Source organism: Micromonospora sp. NPDC048170 (assembly GCF_040652795.1).
GTDB lineage: Bacteria > Actinomycetota > Actinomycetes > Mycobacteriales > Micromonosporaceae > Micromonospora.
The window spans coordinates 1-16,193 of record NZ_JBEZMR010000040.1; the positions used below are offsets into that span (position 1 = coordinate 1).

At 73.8% G+C, this 16,193-nt stretch carries 20 protein-coding genes; 12 read left to right on the plus strand and 8 right to left on the minus strand.

The genetic code is table 11. From position 1 onward, the window contains the following. A partial coding sequence (locus AB0D32_RS29855) for a helix-turn-helix domain-containing protein (RefSeq protein WP_357097365.1) occupies positions 1-587 on the minus strand: 587 nt, incomplete at its 3' end. Between the two features lie 107 nt (positions 588-694). Between AB0D32_RS29855 and AB0D32_RS29860 the strand changes: the two genes are divergently transcribed. The 4 genes from AB0D32_RS29860 to AB0D32_RS29875 all read left to right on the plus strand — a co-directional run bounded on the left by AB0D32_RS29860 (position 695) and on the right by AB0D32_RS29875 (position 4,440). Further along, entirely contained in the window at positions 695-1,636 is a 942-nt protein-coding gene (locus AB0D32_RS29860) for an ABC transporter ATP-binding protein (RefSeq protein ID WP_357097367.1), read from the plus strand. Then, positions 1,633-3,258 (plus strand): anibiotic ABC transporter, encoded by a 1,626-nt coding sequence (locus AB0D32_RS29865; protein ID WP_357097369.1) that lies wholly within the window; start codon positions 1,633-1,635, stop codon positions 3,256-3,258. The genes AB0D32_RS29860 and AB0D32_RS29865 overlap by 4 nt, the downstream gene beginning before the upstream one ends. A 289-nt stretch (positions 3,259-3,547) precedes the next feature. Further along, entirely contained in the window at positions 3,548-3,787 is a 240-nt protein-coding gene (locus tag AB0D32_RS29870; RefSeq protein ID WP_357097371.1) for a restriction endonuclease, read from the plus strand. Between the two features lie 44 nt (positions 3,788-3,831). Next, positions 3,832-4,440 carry a hypothetical protein gene (locus tag AB0D32_RS29875; protein WP_357097373.1) on the plus strand — a complete coding sequence of 203 codons (609 nt, stop codon included), beginning with the start codon at positions 3,832-3,834 and terminating at the stop codon, positions 4,438-4,440. 12 nt (positions 4,441-4,452) lie between these two features. Here AB0D32_RS29875 and AB0D32_RS29880 read toward each other — a convergent pair whose 3' ends face one another. Beyond that, positions 4,453-4,764: a hypothetical protein gene (locus tag AB0D32_RS29880; protein ID WP_357097375.1), complete on the minus strand. Its 312-nt coding sequence runs from the start codon at positions 4,762-4,764 to the stop codon at positions 4,453-4,455. Continuing rightward, positions 4,761-5,048 carry a DivIVA domain-containing protein gene (locus AB0D32_RS29885; protein WP_357097377.1) on the minus strand — a complete coding sequence of 96 codons (288 nt, stop codon included), beginning with the start codon at positions 5,046-5,048 and terminating at the stop codon, positions 4,761-4,763. Before AB0D32_RS29885 ends, AB0D32_RS29880 begins: the two co-directional genes overlap by 4 nt. Positions 5,049-5,367: 319 nt before the next feature. Between AB0D32_RS29885 and AB0D32_RS29890 the strand changes: the two genes are divergently transcribed. Then, entirely contained in the window at positions 5,368-5,607 is a 240-nt protein-coding gene (locus AB0D32_RS29890; protein WP_357097455.1) for a winged helix-turn-helix domain-containing protein, read from the plus strand. 447 nt (positions 5,608-6,054) lie between these two features. Beyond that, on the plus strand, positions 6,055-7,044 hold the full coding sequence (locus tag AB0D32_RS29895; RefSeq protein ID WP_357097379.1) for a DUF559 domain-containing protein: 990 nt from the start codon (positions 6,055-6,057) through the stop codon (positions 7,042-7,044). Between the two features lie 146 nt (positions 7,045-7,190). On the opposite strand, the gene AB0D32_RS29900 is transcribed toward AB0D32_RS29895, so the two are convergent. Further along, positions 7,191-7,943: an HD domain-containing protein gene (locus AB0D32_RS29900; protein ID WP_357097457.1), complete on the minus strand. Its 753-nt coding sequence runs from the start codon at positions 7,941-7,943 to the stop codon at positions 7,191-7,193. Between the two features lie 153 nt (positions 7,944-8,096). On the opposite strand from AB0D32_RS29900, the gene AB0D32_RS29905 reads away from it, so the two are divergent. Both AB0D32_RS29905 and AB0D32_RS29910 read left to right on the plus strand, forming a co-directional pair. Then, complete coding sequence (locus tag AB0D32_RS29905; RefSeq protein WP_357097381.1) at positions 8,097-8,576, plus strand: Rrf2 family transcriptional regulator; 480 nt, start codon at positions 8,097-8,099, stop codon at positions 8,574-8,576. A gap of 29 nt (positions 8,577-8,605) precedes the next feature. Continuing rightward, a complete protein-coding gene (locus AB0D32_RS29910) occupies positions 8,606-9,082 on the plus strand; it encodes a cupin domain-containing protein (protein ID WP_357097383.1) in 477 nt (158 codons plus the stop codon). A gap of 138 nt (positions 9,083-9,220) precedes the next feature. Here AB0D32_RS29910 and AB0D32_RS29915 read toward each other — a convergent pair whose 3' ends face one another. Further along, complete coding sequence (locus AB0D32_RS29915; protein WP_357097385.1) at positions 9,221-9,919, minus strand: phospholipase; 699 nt, start codon at positions 9,917-9,919, stop codon at positions 9,221-9,223. A 159-nt stretch (positions 9,920-10,078) separates the two neighbouring features. Here AB0D32_RS29915 and AB0D32_RS29920 point away from each other — a divergent pair, with 159 nt between their 5' ends. Together AB0D32_RS29920 and AB0D32_RS29925 are read left to right on the plus strand one after the other, a co-directional pair. Continuing rightward, entirely contained in the window at positions 10,079-11,299 is a 1,221-nt protein-coding gene (locus AB0D32_RS29920; RefSeq protein WP_357097388.1) for an MFS transporter, read from the plus strand. 133 nt (positions 11,300-11,432) lie between these two features. Further along, positions 11,433-11,768, plus strand: coding sequence for a hypothetical protein (locus AB0D32_RS29925; protein ID WP_357097390.1), 336 nt, complete (start codon positions 11,433-11,435; stop codon positions 11,766-11,768). A gap of 42 nt (positions 11,769-11,810) precedes the next feature. Here the strand turns inward: AB0D32_RS29925 and AB0D32_RS29930 are convergent, their stop codons facing one another. Continuing rightward, positions 11,811-13,295: a serine hydrolase domain-containing protein gene (locus tag AB0D32_RS29930; RefSeq protein WP_357097392.1), complete on the minus strand. Its 1,485-nt coding sequence runs from the start codon at positions 13,293-13,295 to the stop codon at positions 11,811-11,813. A gap of 109 nt (positions 13,296-13,404) precedes the next feature. Between AB0D32_RS29930 and AB0D32_RS29935 the strand changes: the two genes are divergently transcribed. Together AB0D32_RS29935 and AB0D32_RS29940 are read left to right on the plus strand one after the other, a co-directional pair. Then, on the plus strand, positions 13,405-14,550 hold the full coding sequence (locus AB0D32_RS29935) for a sensor histidine kinase (RefSeq protein ID WP_357097394.1): 1,146 nt from the start codon (positions 13,405-13,407) through the stop codon (positions 14,548-14,550). Further along, positions 14,543-15,196: a response regulator transcription factor gene (locus AB0D32_RS29940; protein WP_357097396.1), complete on the plus strand. Its 654-nt coding sequence runs from the start codon at positions 14,543-14,545 to the stop codon at positions 15,194-15,196. Before AB0D32_RS29935 ends, AB0D32_RS29940 begins: the two co-directional genes overlap by 8 nt. A 109-nt stretch (positions 15,197-15,305) precedes the next feature. Here the strand turns inward: AB0D32_RS29940 and crcB are convergent, their stop codons facing one another. Both crcB and AB0D32_RS29950 read right to left on the minus strand, forming a co-directional pair. Beyond that, positions 15,306-15,668 (minus strand): fluoride efflux transporter CrcB, encoded by a 363-nt coding sequence (crcB, locus tag AB0D32_RS29945; RefSeq protein ID WP_357097398.1) that lies wholly within the window; start codon positions 15,666-15,668, stop codon positions 15,306-15,308. Next, a complete protein-coding gene (locus AB0D32_RS29950) occupies positions 15,665-16,159 on the minus strand; it encodes a CrcB family protein (protein ID WP_357097400.1) in 495 nt (164 codons plus the stop codon). Before AB0D32_RS29950 ends, crcB begins: the two co-directional genes overlap by 4 nt. Positions 16,160-16,193 lie beyond the last annotated feature (34 nt).

Genomic DNA, 16,193 nt, shown 5'->3' on the forward strand with positions numbered 1-16,193 from the left:
GCCGCGAGCCCCCGCCCGCCCCCGGCCGGGCCGGCGCCCGCCGGCGGATCGCCCAGCAGCTGGCGCACCCCGTCGAGCATGTCGGCCCGCAGCACCTCGACCGGTACGTCGGTGAAGAAGACGACCGGGTCGCTGCACGCGGCGACCGCCTGCACCGCCCGGACCCGCTCGCGGCGCCCGGCGCCGGGCCCGGCGATCAGGTCGTTGGCCCGCATCGCGATCCGCATCAGGCGGTGGTAGGTGTCGCCCCGGCCGACGAGCGCGATGTCGTGGAAGAGCATGCCGAGTGGACGGCGGTGACCCAGGATGATGTCCACCCAGCCCTCCAGGACCGTCCATCGGGCACGCTCGGCAGGCCCCGCCTCGGCCGCGTCCAGCAGCGCCTCCAGGTCGGCCACCAGCGGCTCGACCAGGGCCGCGAGCAGGTGCTCCTTGGTGGGGAAGTGATAGAGGATCGCGGCCTTGGTCAGCCGTAGCCGCTCGGCGATCTGGCGCAGCGAGGTGCGCTGGTAGCCGTGCTCGGCGAACAGGTCCAGCGCCGCGCGCAGGATCCGCGTACGCGTGTCGTCGGGCGTGTCGACCGTCATGCCGGCAAGCCTAGCCACGACTGACCGGTGACCGGTAACACTGTTGATTCGACTGACCATCGGTCAGTACAGTGAGGACGTCGGCACCACCAGCGGCAGGAGGAGCCATGCCCGTCATCTCCATCGGCGACCTGGTCAAGACGTTCGGCAGCGTCCGTGCGCTCGACGGGCTCGACCTGCGGGTCGAGGCGGGGGAGGTGCACGGCTTCCTCGGTCCCAACGGCGCCGGCAAGTCCACCACCATCCGCGTCCTGCTCGGCCTGCTGCGCCGCGACGCGGGCGACGTACGGGTGTTCGACGCCGATCCCTGGCGGGAGGCGGTGGCCCTGCACCGCAGGCTGGCGTACGTGCCCGGCGACGTGAACCTGTGGCCGAACCTCTCCGGCGGCGAGGCCATCGACCTCTTCGGCCAGCTGCGCGGCGGCCTCGACCGGCGCCGCCGCGACGACCTGCTGGAGCGCTTCGACCTCGACCCGACGCGCAAGTGCCGCACCTACTCGAAGGGCAACCGGCAGAAGGTCGCCATCGTCGCCGCCTTCGCCTCGGACGTCGAGCTCTACGTGCTCGACGAACCCACCTCCGGGCTCGACCCGCTGATGGAGGCCGTGTTCCAGGACGAGGTCCGCCAACTCAAACGCGACGGCGCCACCGTGCTGCTCTCCAGCCACGTGCTCGCCGAGGTCGAGGCGCTCTGCGACCGGGTCAGCATCATTCGCGAGGGCCGCACCGTCGAGTCCGGCACCCTCACCGAGCTGCGCCACCTCACGCGTACGGCCGTCACGGTCGAGACCGCGCGACCGACGACCGGTCTGGCGGCCCTTCCCGGCGTCCACGAGGTACGCGAGGTCGACGGGCGCACCCACCTGGAGGTCGAGCCCGCCCACCTCGACGAGCTGCTCGGGCACCTCGTCGGGTTCGGCGTCCGCGCGCTGACCAGCGCCCCGCCCACCCTCGAAGAGCTGTTCCTGCGCCACTACGGCGACGAGCGCGCCGCCCTCACCGCCAACGGCCACCGCGCGGGCGCCGACCGGCCGGCGGGTGCCCGATGAGCGCGTTCACCGGCACCGGGCGGCTCGCCCGGCTCGTGCTGCGCCGCGACCGGACCCGGCTGGCGATCTGGGTGCTGGGCACGCCCCTGCTCGGCTACGCCCTCGCCGGCAGCGTCAAGGAGTTCTACCCGGACGAGGCGTCCCGCGTCGGGTACGCCAGCACGTCGGCGTCCAGCCTGGTCGCCCGCGCGTTCAACGGCCCCATCGCCGGCACCGACCTCGGCGCCGTGACGGTCGCCGAGACGTACGTGACACTGGCCCTGCTGGCCGCGCTGCTGAGCACCTTCGCGGTGGTCCGGCACACCCGGCAGAACGAGGAGACCGGCCGGGCGGAGCTGCTCGGCGCCTCCGTCGTCGGCCGGTACGCCCTGCTCACCGCCGCCCTGCTGGTGGTCGTCACGGCGAACGTGGCCGCCACCGCCCTGCTCGCCGTCGCTCTGGCCGGCGCCGGCCTGCCCCTCGCCGGATCCGTCGCCGCGGCTGCGGCCGTCGGCGGCGTCGGGGTGGCGTTCACCGGCATCGCCGCCGTCACCGCCCAGATGTCGGTCACCTCCCGGGGCGCCAACGCGCTCGCCGCCGCCGCCGTCGGGATCGCCTTCCTGCTCCGCGCCGCCGGCGACGTGCTGGGCGAGCAGACCGACGGCGGCGTGCGCGTGGTCAGCGCCTGGCCGTCGTGGCTCTCCCCGCTCGGCTGGGGCAACCAGGTGCGCGCCTTCGGCGGCGAACGCTGGTGGACGCTGGCGCTGCCCGTCGCGTTGCTGGTCGCCGGCGTGGCGCTCGCCTACGCCCTCGCCGAGCGGCGCGACATCGGCGCCGGACTCGTCGCACCCCGGCGCGGGCCGGCCACGGCCGCACCCGGGCTGCTCAGCCCGGCCGGACTGGCCTGGCGGTTGCAGCGCGGCGCGCTGCTCGGCTGGGCGGTCGGGGTGGCGGTGCTCGGGTTCTCGATGGGCATCGCCGGCGACGAGTTCAACGCGATGATCGAGGAGAATCCGGCCGCAGCCGAGGCGATCAGCGCGATGGGCGGCGGCGCGAAACTGATCGACGCGTACCTGGCGGCCATGCTGGCGCTGTTCGCGCTGACCATCGGGGCGTACGTCGTGCAGGCGCTGCTGCGCACGCGCAACGACGAGGCCGACGGGGTGCTGGAGGCGGTGCTGGCCACGGCGGTCAGCCGCACCCGGTGGCTGGCCACCCAGGTGCTCGCCGCGACACTCGGCGCGCTGGCCCTGGTGCTGCTGGGCGGGCTCACCACCGGGCTCGGCTACGGCCTGGTCGCCGGCGACCCCCTCGGGAATGCCGTCGAGCTGGGCGGGGCGGCGCTGGTGCGGCTGCCGGCCCTGCTGGTGGTGGCCGGGGTGGTGACGGCGCTGTTCGGGCTGCTGCCCCGCTGGTCGGTGGCGCTCTCCTGGACCGCGCTGATCCTGTTCCTGCTGCTAGGGCAGCTCGGCGCGGTGCTCGACCTGCCGCAGGCGGCGCTGAACCTGTCGCCGTTCACCCACGTGCCGTCGGTGCCGGCGGTCGAGCCGGTGGCGCTGCCGCTGGTCGTGCTGACGGCGGTGGCGGCGGTACTGCTCGCGGCCGGGGTGGCCGGCTTCCGCCGCCGCGACGTTCCGAGCTGACGTGAGCGCTTTGCCTGCCGGCTCTCCGAAGTGACGGGTAGCTGACAGTATCGACCTGCGTACGTCTTGTTTGTCACACCGGGGCGGGAGGCTGGGTTCCCGACCCCTCGGAGGTGCCGCATGCCGTACGTGAAGCCCCACGTCCGCCGCAACGGAGCCCGGGTGCGGGGGCACTACCGCAGGCGGCGGCGTGCCGGCAGCGGAAGACCCGTGCGGCGTGGCCGTTCCGGGGCCGGCTCGGGAAACAGTTGGGGGCTCGTCCTCGGGGGACTGGCCGTGGCGCGTCGTCGTGCAGTGCAAACGGCAGAGCTTGACGAACCGGGTCGGCAGCGCCGCCATCCAGCGCTTCGCCGGCACCTGCCGGGAGGTGCACGGCGGTGAGCTGTGCATGATCGTCACCAACGGCTTCTTCACCGCCGGCGACGGCGTACGTCTCGCCCGACAGCTCGGCATCGTCCTGGTCGACCGGGGGCTGCTGGAGACGTGGGCCTGGACGGGGACGCCACCGTCGAGCCTGCTCGGCAGGTGACCCGGTGGGCGCTCCGGTTGCCGCCGGCTGGCAGGCTCGCAGCCATGGAAAGTGTCGTAGCGCAGTTGCCCGCGCTCATCGGTGTGTTGATCGGCGCCATCGGCACGATCGTCGCCACCTCGGTCGCCGATCGCACCCGCTGGAAGCGGAACCAGTCCATTCGCTGGGACGACCGGCGGCTCGACGCGTACGTCGAGTTCGGGCGGGTGGTGAAGGAGATCCACGCCATCGCTGTACGGATACTCGCCAGTGAGCGGCCGAACTCGCGCGGACACCGCATCGACCGGGAGGAAGGGCTCGCCCGGTTGGCCGAGGCGGACGTCCGGCGCACCCTGGCCTGGGAGAGCGTCCTGCTGCTCGGGGACGCCTCCACGGTGTCGGCGGCGCGTGACTGGCGGGACGCCGTGTGGGGGATCGAGCGGGCGGCCCGCGGGCTCACCCAGGGGGAAGACCGCGATGACCTGCTGCACCGGGCCAACGAGGCGCGAGACCTCTTCTATCGTGCGGCCCGTGGTGGCCTCGGTGTCCGTGGCGGCTCGGTCGCCCAGGCCACGACGCTCGAAGCCCGGCTGGAAAGGAACCGGGCTGACAGAGCGCTACGGCAGACAGCGGAGGCGTCGGCCCCGGCTGAATTGACGGGAGGCGGTGCGTAGAGACCAGTCCCGTCAGGGGGCGAGCCCGATGAGGTCCAGCCACGCCCGCGGCCGTGAAGCATAGGAGCGGGTGACATACGCGGGTTGCGAAGCCGGCGGGCTGACGACGGGACGGAGGCCGGCGAGCCGGACATAGATCTCGCGTTTGGCGGTCGCCGCGCCGCGACGGTTCAGGACGTAGCCGGTCAGCCAGATCCAGCCGGCGTACGTCGGCTGGTCGCCCACCGAGACGACGCGGAAGGCCAGGGCACGGTCCCCGGCGAACTGCACCGAGGCGCGGCCGTCGACGACGAGCAGGTCACCGGGGCAGGGGAGCGCGGTCACCGGTGCCCGGAGTTGCCGTCCTCCGGCGGCCGACACTCTCGCGCGTGCATGGTCTGCCAGTCCCGCAGTGCCCGCTTGATCCGGTCGTTCTCCTGGCTGAGCTGCCGTACCGTCTCGTTGAGCGTGGCCAGCTCGTCGGCCACCCGGGCCTGGAACTCGCGTACCTCCACGGGGTCGACGCCGCGCCGGCGTGCGGTGAATTCGCGGGTCCGCACCTCGTGCGGCGTCAACCGGTTCGGGTGACCGGCCGGGCGGGGCTGGCCACCTCGATACACCTGAGCCACGACGATCCTCTCTGGGGCAGGCGGGAGCGCGCCGGCTCCTCGCGGTGGGCCTGGAAGGGCGGGTCGTCCGCGAGGGGGCTGCGGACGACCCGCCCGCTCGGCCGCCGCAGCTCGATTCAGCGGTACGACAGCAGAGCAGCCGGACAGGGTCGGGACGGGCACGGGCACCCGCCCCGACCAGGGGGATGCCTCTGCTCCTTGTTGCCACGCAAGGGGAGAGGCGGTCCCAAACTTAGCTGTCCCAGTCATCTGAGTCAAACGATGAGTTGTTGCAAGGTGTCGTTGCGTGATCGAATTGGCGTGCCACGCAGGGGGAGCCATGCCGATCACCGCCGACTACATTCGCATCGCCGACGAGATCGTCGCCGACATCAGAGCGAAGAAGCTCAAGCCGGGCGACAAGCTGCCCTCGATCACGCAGCTCGCCGCGACTCACAAGGTCAGCCCGTCCACGGTCAAGCAGGTCTACGTCCGACTCGAAGCCCTGCGTGTGATCTGGCGGCATCAGGGCAAGGGTGTCTTCGTCAACGACCCGAAGCTCTGGATGCGGGAGCCCTGATCGGGGACGGCTGTTCGCCACTCGCCAGGTCTCCGCTGCCATCCGCAGGTGCCCGAGCGACAGCAGGTGCGGCGGTGCCCATGATCGTGTGACCGAAAACCGGCCAAAGTGGTGGGTGGCTTCCGGGCTCTCGACAAACGATCATCGGTGCCTTGGCCTGTGTCGAAGTCGGTCATGGCCACTCGTTGCTGGCGGCGAGGTGGATCGTGGCCTCGTAGCGGACGGCCAACGTGTCGAAGCGGGTTGGCCGTGGCCTGCGTCTGAAGCGCCCCGCGCTGTGGGCCGTCGGTCAACGGCCCGCGCCCTCGGCGACACCGAGCCACAGGGCCGATAGGGGCCCTAGCGCGGCTACCGGCGCGTGTGGGGGTTTTCCACAGCGAGGGTGCTGTCCACAGTGCGCGCGGAGTCGGGTGGCGGGCAGTGGACGTATCCGGCACGGTCAGCGGCGTGAACCCTGTGTTGCGGGCCCTGGTCGACGGCAACGGTGGGCTCGTCACCCGACGCGCCGCCGCGCAGGTGCTTCCGCGCTGGGTGCTGGAAGACGCCTCGCGCTCCGGGCGCCTGCTCCGGCTGCTGCCCGGGGTCTACGTGGACGCCGCCCTGGCGGACGGCGAGAAGAGCACGCCACCGCTGGCCCGGGTCGCCCCGGTCCTGGCCCGCCGGGCGGCGGTGGCCTACACGGGTGGGCGTGGTGCGCTGAGCCACCTCACCGCCCTGGACGTGTGGAAGCTGCGCCGTCAGCTGCCCGGCGAGCCGGTGCACCTCAACGTGCCGAACGGTGCGGGGCTGCGTAGTGGGCCGTACCTGGTCGTACACCATCGCCGGTCCTTCGCGCCGCAGCCGCCGCATACGCTGATGCGAGACGGCGAGCCGGTCACCCGGTTGGACCAGACGCTCGTGGACGCCTGGCCGTTGCTGCCGCAGGTGGACCGGCCAGCGACTCTCATCAGGGCGGTCAACGACCGCCTGACCACTCCACCGCGGGTCGCCGCCGCGTTGGCGACCGTGCCGAAGTTGGCGGACCGCGCCGCACTACGTGGGTTGCTGGACCGGCTTGCGGCAGGCTGTCGGAGCCCGTTGGAGATCTGGGGGTACGACCATGTCTTCGTCGGGCCGGGAATGCCGGCCTTCCAGCGGCAGGTGCGGGTGCGGCTGGGCGGACGCGTCGTCTACCTCGACCTGTTCGCCGAGGTCGAGCTGGTCGACATCGAGCTGGACGGCGCGACGGCGCACGCCGACCCACGGGAGCGCGAGATCGACCTGCGCCGCGACGCCCTGCTGGCGGCCCGGGGCGTTCTCGTCGTCCGCTTCACCCACCGGCGGCTGCTTTACGAACCAGACGAGGTACGTCGCGAGACGCTCTCCATCCTCGCGACCCGCCGCAGCCAGAATTTCGTGGTCGCCCCCGGGGCGGTGCGGCGACCCTCGATCACATGAGGGGACGCGAAGCGACCGACCTCGCCCCGCTCGGCTGACCGTGATCCTCTGATGAGGAACCGGCCAAACTCACCCCCGCCTTCCGGCCAACCATCAACTGATCATGATCCGAGCCGGGGCAGACCGACCAACCGGCGGAGGCGTGGTCAGTTCGGGTGGGGTGGTTCGTCGAGGATGGCGCTGAAGCGTTCCTCGGCCAGGTCGAGCTGCCCGAGGATGTGCTCCTTCACCGGGGCCGACAGGGGAGTGTCCGGCCGGGTGACGAGGTCCCGGTAGACCGGGACGAGTGGGCGGTACTTGCGGGCGGAGGAGGTCACCTTCGGCCCGACGGTGTGGATGACGCCCACCCCGTTGTCCGTGAAGTCGGAGATCTTGATGACCCGGGCCCACGGTTCCCGGTCCAGGCTGGCCGCCACGTGCTCCCGGTACTGGTCGTGCTTGTCCCGCCCCGGGTCGTACGCCGGATTGGTGACCGCGCCGACCAGGCGTGCGACCCGCGGGCCGAAGCGTTCCGCGAGCACGGCCAGGGCGGCGGCCGTGGCGTCCCCGTCGGCCTGCGCCCCGGCCAGTTCGCCGGCGGACGAGGCGGCCAACTCGTCGGGATGGTCCTCGACCGCGTCGTGCAGCAGGCCGGCGACGATCACGTCGACGTCGCGGACCTGGTAGTGGTGCATCATCCGGATCGCCACCCGCAGCAGGTGGTTGAGGTAGGGCTCGCGTACCCGCCGGTCGTCGCCGTGCAGTTCGGCGGCCAGGTCGAGGGCCTCGGTGAGTCGCGCCTGGGCGGCCTCGTCGAACGCGCGCAGCTCCAGCCGGAACCGGGCCAGCAGGCCGGGCTCGCCGTGGATCTCGGTGATCGCGTGCATCGGCATGGTGGCGAGGTAGGCGGGAAACTCCATCCGCCACTTATAGCGGATCTTCACCGTTCCGGGGGTCCCTGGCGTCGGCCACCCGACGCCGGGAAGGGACCGTCCCGACGCCGGTCGGCGCGCAGCGTCCGCACCAGGCGCTTGCCAGACTAATCCTGGACAATTAATATCCAGAATATGCGGATGACCGAGGGCGTCGAATGGGCCCTGCACAGTTGCCTCAACCTGACCTGGTCGGAGCCGGGCCAGGCGGTGTCGGCGGCCCGCCTGGCCGCCTTCTACCAGCTGCCCACGGCGTACCTGAACAAGCAGTTGCAGGCGCTGGTGCGGGCCGGCATCCTGTCGTCCACCTCCGGCCCGCGCGGCGGGTTCCGGCTGGCCCGTGCCCCTGAGGCGATCACGGTGCTGGACGTGGTCGTCGCGATCGAGGGCGGGGAAGAGGCGTTCCGTTGCGAGCAGATCCTCCGTCAGGGGCCCGGCGGCCGCGGCGACGTCGACTACCGGCAGGTCTGCCTCGTCTCGCAGGCGATGCGCCGGGCCGACCTGGCCTGGCGGCGCGAGCTGGCCGGGCAGACGCTGGCCGACCTTCGCGCCGCCGTGCAGCAGCGCTACCCGGACACCCCCGGCAACACCCGCGACCGTTTCACCGCACCGCTCACCTGACCGCACACCCGTCCTGGGAGGACAGATCCATGACCACCGCACCTGTGCACGTCCGGGCCGCCGACGCCACCGTGCTCGCCGACGGGCCGACCAGCCTGATCACCCTGCTGGCCGACGCCGACGCCACCGGCGACGCGCTCACCGCCAACCGGGCCACGCTGCACCGGGGCTCCCCGGGCGCGCCACCGCACCTGCACACCCGCGCGTCCGAGTCGTTCTTCGTGCTCGACGGTGTCCTGGACGTGCTGGTCGGCGACGAGATCCGCACCCTGCGCCGGGGCGACTTCCTGGTCGTGCCGCCGCACACCCCGCACGCGTTCGCGCCCGCCCGCGACGAGGCCGCCGACGTGCTGGTGGTGTTCACCCCAGGCATCGGCCGGTTCGACTACTACCGGCTGCTGGAGCGGGTCTACCGGGGCGAGGCGGATCCGGCCGAGATCGCCGCGAGCGGCGAGCGGTTCGACAACCACTACGTCGACAGCCCGCTCTGGCGCGTCCGGCCCTGATCCCGGGAACGGGCCGGCGGGCGCCGGCGCTCCTGCCCGCGCCCGCCGCCGGGCCCCACAACCCGGTCAACGGATCCACACCCGAAGCCCTGCCACCCGCCGCCGTCGATCATCCAGTCGTGGTGCCTGGCGAAACTGTCAGGAGGTGAGCCAGGTGGCGGCGTTGGTGCGGATGTCTGGGGGAATCTCGTGGCCGCCCGGGAACTCGTCGTAGGTGACGTCGTAGTCGAGCGAGCGCAGGCGGGGAACCAGGCGGCGGCTGCACACGTCGACCGGCAGCACCGGGTCGTCGGCGCCGTGCGAGACGTAGACCTGGGGCCTGCCGTGGGTGACCTGCGGCGCGGCGAAGCCGGGGGAGAAGGCCAGCACCGCGTCGACCAGGTCGCCGTTGGTCAGGCCCAGGGAGAGGGCGTACGAGGCGCCGTCGGAGAAGCCGCCGAACGCCACCCCCGCCACGGGGTACCCGGCGAAGGCCGTGGCCAGCAGAGCGTCGATGCGCCGGACGTCCGCCCCGAAGCCCTCGACGATCAGGTCCCAGCTGCTCGATGCCGCCTGCGGGGCGACCAGCAGCAGCCGGTGCGCGTCGGCGACCGGCAGCAGCAGGTCCAGCCCCTGCCGGGCCGAGCCGCCGGCCCCGTGCAGGAGCAGCACCAGCCGGTACGGCGGGCCGTCGACGGGCTCCGGGGCGTACACCATCGCCAGCGGTGCGCCGTGCTGGTCGGTCGGCGACGCCAGCCCGGCGGCGGCCAGGGCGGTCGGCGGCGTCGGGCGCGCGGCGAGCCGGCCGTGCCGCGGGTTCTCCTCCGGCTGCCGGTGCGGGGGCGCGGGTTCGGCCACGGGATCACCGCTCCTCGTCCTCGGCGGGCATACGGCGGCGGTTACCCGCCCGCCCGGCGGCCAATCCACCGACGTGCCCGTGACCGAGGCCCCAGGTTGTGTTGAAAGCGCTCCCAGGTGTGCGATCGTACGCAGACCCCGGCCGAGAGGACCGCCACCGTGAGCCGCACCGCCGCACCGCCCGCCGCGTCGACCCCGGCCGTACCCAGGGCGGTGCTGGCCGCCCGTACCGGTGTGGCCGTGGTGTTCGCGCTCAACGGCCTGGCCGTGGCGACCTGGTTCTCCCGGGTGCCGGCCGTCCGCGACGAACTCGGGCTCAGCCCGGGCCGGCTCGGGCTGCTCCTGCTCGCCATGTCCGTCGGCGCCCTGCTCGCGATGCCCACCGCCGGGCTGGTGGCCCAGCGGTTCGGCACGGCCCGCACGGTCGCACTCTCCACCCTGTGCGTCGCGGCCGGGCTGGCCGTCGCCGGGGCTGGCACCATCGCCGGTTCGACGGTCGGGGTCGTGGTGGGCCTGTGCGCCCTCGGCTACGGCTCAGGCACCTGCGACGTCGCGATGAACGTCGAGGGCGCGGCGGTCGAGCGGCGGCTGGGTCGTACGGTCATGCCCCGCTTCCACGCGGCGTGGAGCCTCGGTTCCGTGGCCGGCGCCGGGCTCGGCGTCGGGGCCGCCCGCCTCGGCGTGCCCGTCGCCGTCCACCTCGCCGCCCTGGCGGCGGCGGTGCTGCTCGGCACGCTGCTGGCCGTCCGGTCGTTCCTGCCGGCCGCCGAGGGCGGCACCGCGTCCGCGTCGGCGGCCCCGGCCGAGCGCCGGCGTGACCTGCTCGCCGCCTGGCGGGAACCGCGCACCCTGCTCATCGGGCTGCTGGTGCTGGTGTCGGCGTTCGCCGAGGGCGCCGCCAACGACTGGTTGGCCGTCGCCTTCATCGACGGCCACGACCTCAGTGAGGCGGCCGGGGCCGGCGTCTTCGGCCTCTTCGTCGTCGGCATGACCCTCGGGCGCACCGTGGGCACCGTCGCGTTGGACCGGTGGGGCCGGGTGCCCGTCCTGTCCGGTGCGATCCTGCTCGCCACGGTCGGCGCGGGCGTGGCGGTGCTCGCCGGGCCCGGGCCGGTGGCGATCGCGGGCGTCGCGCTCTGGGGGATCGGCGCGTCGCTCGGCTTCCCGGTCGGGATGAGCGCGGCGGCCGACGACGAACGTCGGGCGCCGGCGCGGGTCAGCGTGGTCGCCGTGATCGGTTACTCGGCGCTCCTGGCCGGCCCGCCGCTGCTCGGCCTGCTCGGCGACCGGGTCGGCACGCTCCAGGCCCTGCTCGTCGTGCCGCTCCTGCTGCTGCCCACCCTCGCCCTGGTGCCGGCCACCCGCCCGCCGGCCCGCTGACGCCCGCCGGTCAGGCCTCACCTTCCCTGACTCGTAGCCGTCACCCGGTTGCAGGGCACTCACACCCGGCTCGCAGCGGTGTTTCAGGAAAGGGTGCTGCACTGGAACGACGCCGAGGAGAGGAGAACGGGGGATGGGCTGGTTCAGTCGACGGTCGCGCGGCACCGACGCGATCCCCACGAAGCTCGACCGGGAGGCGACCCGTGAGGATCTGGCCGCGCTGGAGGCGTTCGTCACGAGCCGCCGGGGTGTGGAGTTCTACCTGGAGCCGGAGACCACGGCGACCGACACGACGGTGGTCGCCATCGCCCACGACGGCGAGTGGATCCGCCGCCGCACCGGCTCGCCGCGCGCCGCCGGGACGATCGCGCGCAAGCACGCGGTGCCGCTGTACGAGGCCGCCCGCACCGGCTATCCGGAGCGGATGCGGGCCTGGAACCGGGCCCACCCGGAGCGTCATGCCCGCTGATCCGGCTCGCCACCGGGCCGCCCGGTCACGCCTCGCGCCCGGTCACGCCCCAACGGCCGCCGCCGATCGTGGACCCCGGCGCGGCCGCCAGCCGTGCCCGAGCCGGACGAGTCGCGCCACCAGCACGGCGGCGCATCCCAGCGTCGCGGTGGCCAGCAGCACCATGAACATCGGATAGATGTACGCCACCTGGATCCAGGCGACGTCGCGACCCCGGTAGAGCCAACCGACCACCCGGTGGACCGAGGCGAGCAGCAGCGGCGGCGTGAGCAGCGGAAGCAGCCGCATCAGCGTCCAGGCGCGTGCCGTCCGGCCGGCCGCCCAGCGCCGCGACCGGAGCACGCCCCGGCCGGCGAGTGCGGCGGTGGCCACGGCGAACAGCAGCAGCACCGCGTCGACGACCACGAGCGACATGCCCGCCGGAGGTGGCGACGTTCCCTCGATCAGCGCGACGAGGCGCTCGGCGAGGGCCGAGGCATGACCGTGGGACAGGCCGGTGTTCGCCATGACCGCGACGCCGTGGCCGGACGCGGGCAGCAGCGCCTGGTACGCCGTCGAGGTGAACAGGTCGCCGCTGTGCGCGATCATCGGCGCCCCCGACGCGGTCTTCTCGACGAACCAGCCCAGGGCGTACGGGTCGGAGACCGCGGACGGGCGGTGCAGCGTGGCGAGGCCTGCGGGGGAGACGACCGCCGTGCCGTCCGGGCCACGACCCTGGTTGCCCTGCGCGATCAACCACGCCGCCATGTCGTGCGCGGAGCTGAGTATCCCGCCCGAGCCGTTGCCGAAGGCTGGCGGCTCGGGCAGCGCGACGGCCACACCGAGGACCATCAGGTGGCCGCGTGCGCTCGGTGGCATCTCCGCGGCCACGTTGAGGGTGCGACTGTCCGTCATGCCGAGCGGGGCGAAGACCCGCGTCCGCAGATACTCGTCGAACGGCACTCCGCTGACCACCTCGACGAGTCGCGCGGCCACCTGGAAGTTCGGGTTGTGGTATTCCCACCGGGTGCCGGGGCTGGCGGCGAGGCGCGCCGTACGCATCCCCGCGACGGCCTCCCGCAGCGAACTCGGCTGCCGCCTGCTGAAGGCGGGGAACGTCGTGTCGGACATGCCGGAGGTCTGGTCCAACAGTTGCCGTACGGTGATCGTCGCCGCCCGGGGATCTGCCATCGTGAACTCGGGCAGGTGACGGTGGACCGGGCCGTCCAGCTGCACCCGGCCGGCCTCCACCAGTTGCATCACGGCGAGGGCGGTGAACGACTTGCTCACCGACGCCACGGCCATCGGGGTGTGCGCGGTGACCGGGTCGCCGGCCGGGGTGCGGCCGTACCCGGCGGCATGTCGCACCTCCGGCCCCCGGGTGATCGCCACCGCGACGCCGGGCAGGCCGGTGGCCTCGCGGTACTCCCGGACGACGGCGTCGACGGCGGCGGCGTCGATCCCGGCCGGAGGGTCGGCCGACGGTGCTGGGGCCGGTGCGGCGGCGAGCGTCACCGCACCGGCCAGGACGAGAAGTCGCGTGATCATGAGCGGAGTTTCGACCGGGCGGGCACCCCGGCACATCGGACCGTGGTCGGGACCCGGGATCGGACCGTGGTCCGACGCCGGCCACCGCCCCGGTGGATACGGTGTCCCCGTGGGCACCTGGGGACGGCTCGGAGCGCGGTGGCTGGCGGGGGTCGACGCGCTGGTGGGAGTCGCCCTCGTGCTCCTCACGACGGTCCGGACGCCCGCGGTGCTCGCCGTCGGCCTGGCCGTGCTGTTCGGGCTCCCGCTCGCCGTCCGGCGGCGCTGGCCGGCGCCGGTTCTTGCCGTGGTGCTGCTGGTCGGGTCCGTGGCGGTCGCCGTCGGGGTCGCCGGTGACGCCGTGATGTTCGCGATCGCGTACGCGCTCTATCCGGTCGCCCTGTCCACTCCCGCCCGGCGGGCCGTACCGGCGCTCGCCGGGACCCTTGCGGCCGTCGCGGCGGGGGCGGTGGCGGGCGCGACCGTTCCCGGGCTGCCGGTCATCCCCACCCCGGCGGGGCAGGAGTCGTTCATCGCCACCCCGGTGCCGGTCCTGCTCTACACCGCGACCGTCCTCGCCGCCTCGTGGACGCTGGCCCGCGTGGTACGCGCCCGGCGGCGGCACGCCGCCCAGGTCGCCGAGCTGCGCGCCGGCCGAGCGGTGGCAGAGGAGCGGCTGCGCATCGCCCGGGACATCCACGACGTGGTCGGGCACAGCCTCAGCCTGATCGCGATGAAGGCGGCGGTTGCCAACCACCTCGCGGAGAGCCATCCCGAACAGGGCGCTGCCGCGCTGGCGGCGATCGAGCGGGTCAGCCGCACGGCCCTCGACGACGTTCGGGTGGTGCTCGGCGCCCTGCGCGATCCGGCCGACACCGTGCCGAGCTTCACCGAACTCGACCGGCTGGTCGAGGACGTACGCGCGGCCGGGGTCACCGTGGACGTCGACCGGGCGGTCGACCTGTCGCGGGTGCCGGCGGCGGTGCAGGCCTCGGCGTACCGCATCGCGCAGGAGGCGCTCACCAACGTGTTGCGTCACGCCGGCTCGGCCCGCTGCCGGCTCACCGTCGCGACCGGGCCCGGGATGCTGGCGGTCGCCGTCGTCGACGACGCACGGGCGCGACGTGCCGTGGGGCCGCCGGGCCACGGCATGCGGGGGATGCGGGAACGGGCGGCGATGCACGGCGGCACCCTGGAGGCCGGCTTCGAGCCGGGCGGCGGCTTCGCCGTCCGCGCCTGGCTGCCGTTCACCCGGGCGGTGCCGGGCGATGGGTGAGCCGGTACGCGTGCTGCTGGCCGACGACGAGGCGCTGCTGCGCGGCACGCTACGCCTGCTGGTCGACGCCACCCCCGGCATGACGGTGGTGGCCGAGGCGGGCACCGGGCGCGAGGCTGTCGCGCTCGCGCGGACGCATTCGCCCGACGTGGTCCTGATGGACATCCGGATGCCCGGAACGGACGGCATCACCGCTACCGGGGAGGTCACGGCGTTGCCCGACGCGCCCCGGGTGCTCGTACTCACCACGTTCGACCTCGACGAGTACGTGTACCGGGCGCTGCGTGCCGGGGCGAGCGGCTTCCTGCTCAAGGACACCCCGCCCGTACGGCTGCTCGACGCGATCAGGGTGGTCGCCGCGGACGAGGCGCTGCTGGCGCCGAGCATCACCCGCCGCCTCATCGCCGAGTTCGCCCGGATGCCGGCGGCGCGGCGGGTGTCAGACCGGCTCGACGGGGTGACCCCGAGGGAGCGGGACGTGTTGATGTTGATCACCCGCGGGTTCTCCAACGCCGAGATCGAGCAGCACCTGCACCTGAGCCGGGGCACCGTCAAGACGCACATCGGCCGGCTGATGACGAAGCTGGCCGCCCGGGACCGGGCGCAACTGGTGATCGCGGGCTACGAATCGGGGCTCGCCGAGTGACCCCGGAGCGTGGATCCGCGCGGAGGACCGATGACGCACACCGGGCGGACGGGTCAGCCGGCGGTGCCGGGGCCGGCTCCGGGCGGTCCCGAGGGCGGGGCGACGCCGGTCAACCGGTCAGTGCCCGGGCCAGGGTGAGGCCGGCGCCGGCGGCGGCGAGGCCGGCGGCCACGCTGGCCAGCGCGTTGGCCAGGGCGAGGAACCGCCGGCCCCGCCGGGCCAGCCGCAGCGTCTCGTAGCCGAAGGTCGAGTACGTCGTCAGTGCCCCGCAGAGGCCGGTGCCGAGCAGCGCACTTACGGCCGGACCGACCGGGAGCCCGACCAGGAGGCCGAGCAGCAGCGAACCGACCACGTTGACCGTCAGCGTGCCCCACGGGAAGGCCGACCCGAGTCGCGCCTGCACCGCCCGGTCGGTGAGGTAGCGCAGCGGCGCGCCGACGGCAGCGCCGAGCGCGATCAGCAGCACGGTCACCGCCCGCCCCCGCCGTCCGCCGGGCCGGCCGTCCGGTCGAGCAGCCGGCCGGCGAGCGCGTCGCCGAGCCAGACCGCCGCCAGCGCGCCCAGCAGGGTCGCGGCCAGGTAGCCCAGCGCCACGGCCGGAGCGCCGGCGGAGAGTGCCCGGTCGATGTCCACCGCGTACGTCGAGAAGGTGGTGTAGCCGCCGAGCACCCCCACGCCGAGGAACGGGCGCAGCAGCGGCCGGCGGCCACCGGACCGGTCGAGCGCCGCCATCAGGACGCCGATCAGCAGGCACCCGCTCAGGTTGACGGCGAAGGTGGCCCACGGGAAGCCCGTCGGACCGTGCGGGAAGACGTGCTGGAGGCCGGCCCGGGCCAGGGCGCCGAGTGCGCCGCCGGCGGCGACGGCCCCGAGCACCGCGCGGGGACGGGCGGTCAGCTCGCCCCGGTCGGCGGGTACGCGCAGGTCGACGTCGGGATCGACCCGCGGGTCCGGTCCGGGCACCTCGCCTCCCCACCGGCGCCACGGGCGGGGAGCT

What these genes read in the sequence shown, in the direction of transcription:
- AB0D32_RS29860 (WP_357097367.1), top strand. Translation starts at nt 695, where the DNA reads ATGCCCGTCATCTCCATCGGCGACCTGGTCAAGACGTTCGGCAGCGTC.
- AB0D32_RS29865 (WP_357097369.1), top strand. Translation starts at nt 1,633, where the DNA reads ATGAGCGCGTTCACCGGCACCGGGCGGCTCGCCCGGCTCGTGCTGCGC.
- AB0D32_RS29875 (WP_357097373.1), top strand. Translation starts at nt 3,832, where the DNA reads ATGGAAAGTGTCGTAGCGCAGTTGCCCGCGCTCATCGGTGTGTTGATC.
- AB0D32_RS29890 (WP_357097455.1), top strand. Translation starts at nt 5,368, where the DNA reads ATGCCGATCACCGCCGACTACATTCGCATCGCCGACGAGATCGTCGCC.
- AB0D32_RS29900 (WP_357097457.1), bottom strand. Translation starts at nt 7,943, where the DNA reads ATGGAGTTTCCCGCCTACCTCGCCACCATGCCGATGCACGCGATCACC.
- AB0D32_RS29905 (WP_357097381.1), top strand. Translation starts at nt 8,097, where the DNA reads ATGACCGAGGGCGTCGAATGGGCCCTGCACAGTTGCCTCAACCTGACC.
- AB0D32_RS29910 (WP_357097383.1), top strand. Translation starts at nt 8,606, where the DNA reads ATGACCACCGCACCTGTGCACGTCCGGGCCGCCGACGCCACCGTGCTC.
- AB0D32_RS29925 (WP_357097390.1), top strand. Translation starts at nt 11,433, where the DNA reads ATGGGCTGGTTCAGTCGACGGTCGCGCGGCACCGACGCGATCCCCACG.
- AB0D32_RS29930 (WP_357097392.1), bottom strand. Translation starts at nt 13,295, where the DNA reads ATGATCACGCGACTTCTCGTCCTGGCCGGTGCGGTGACGCTCGCCGCC.
- AB0D32_RS29940 (WP_357097396.1), top strand. Translation starts at nt 14,543, where the DNA reads ATGGGTGAGCCGGTACGCGTGCTGCTGGCCGACGACGAGGCGCTGCTG.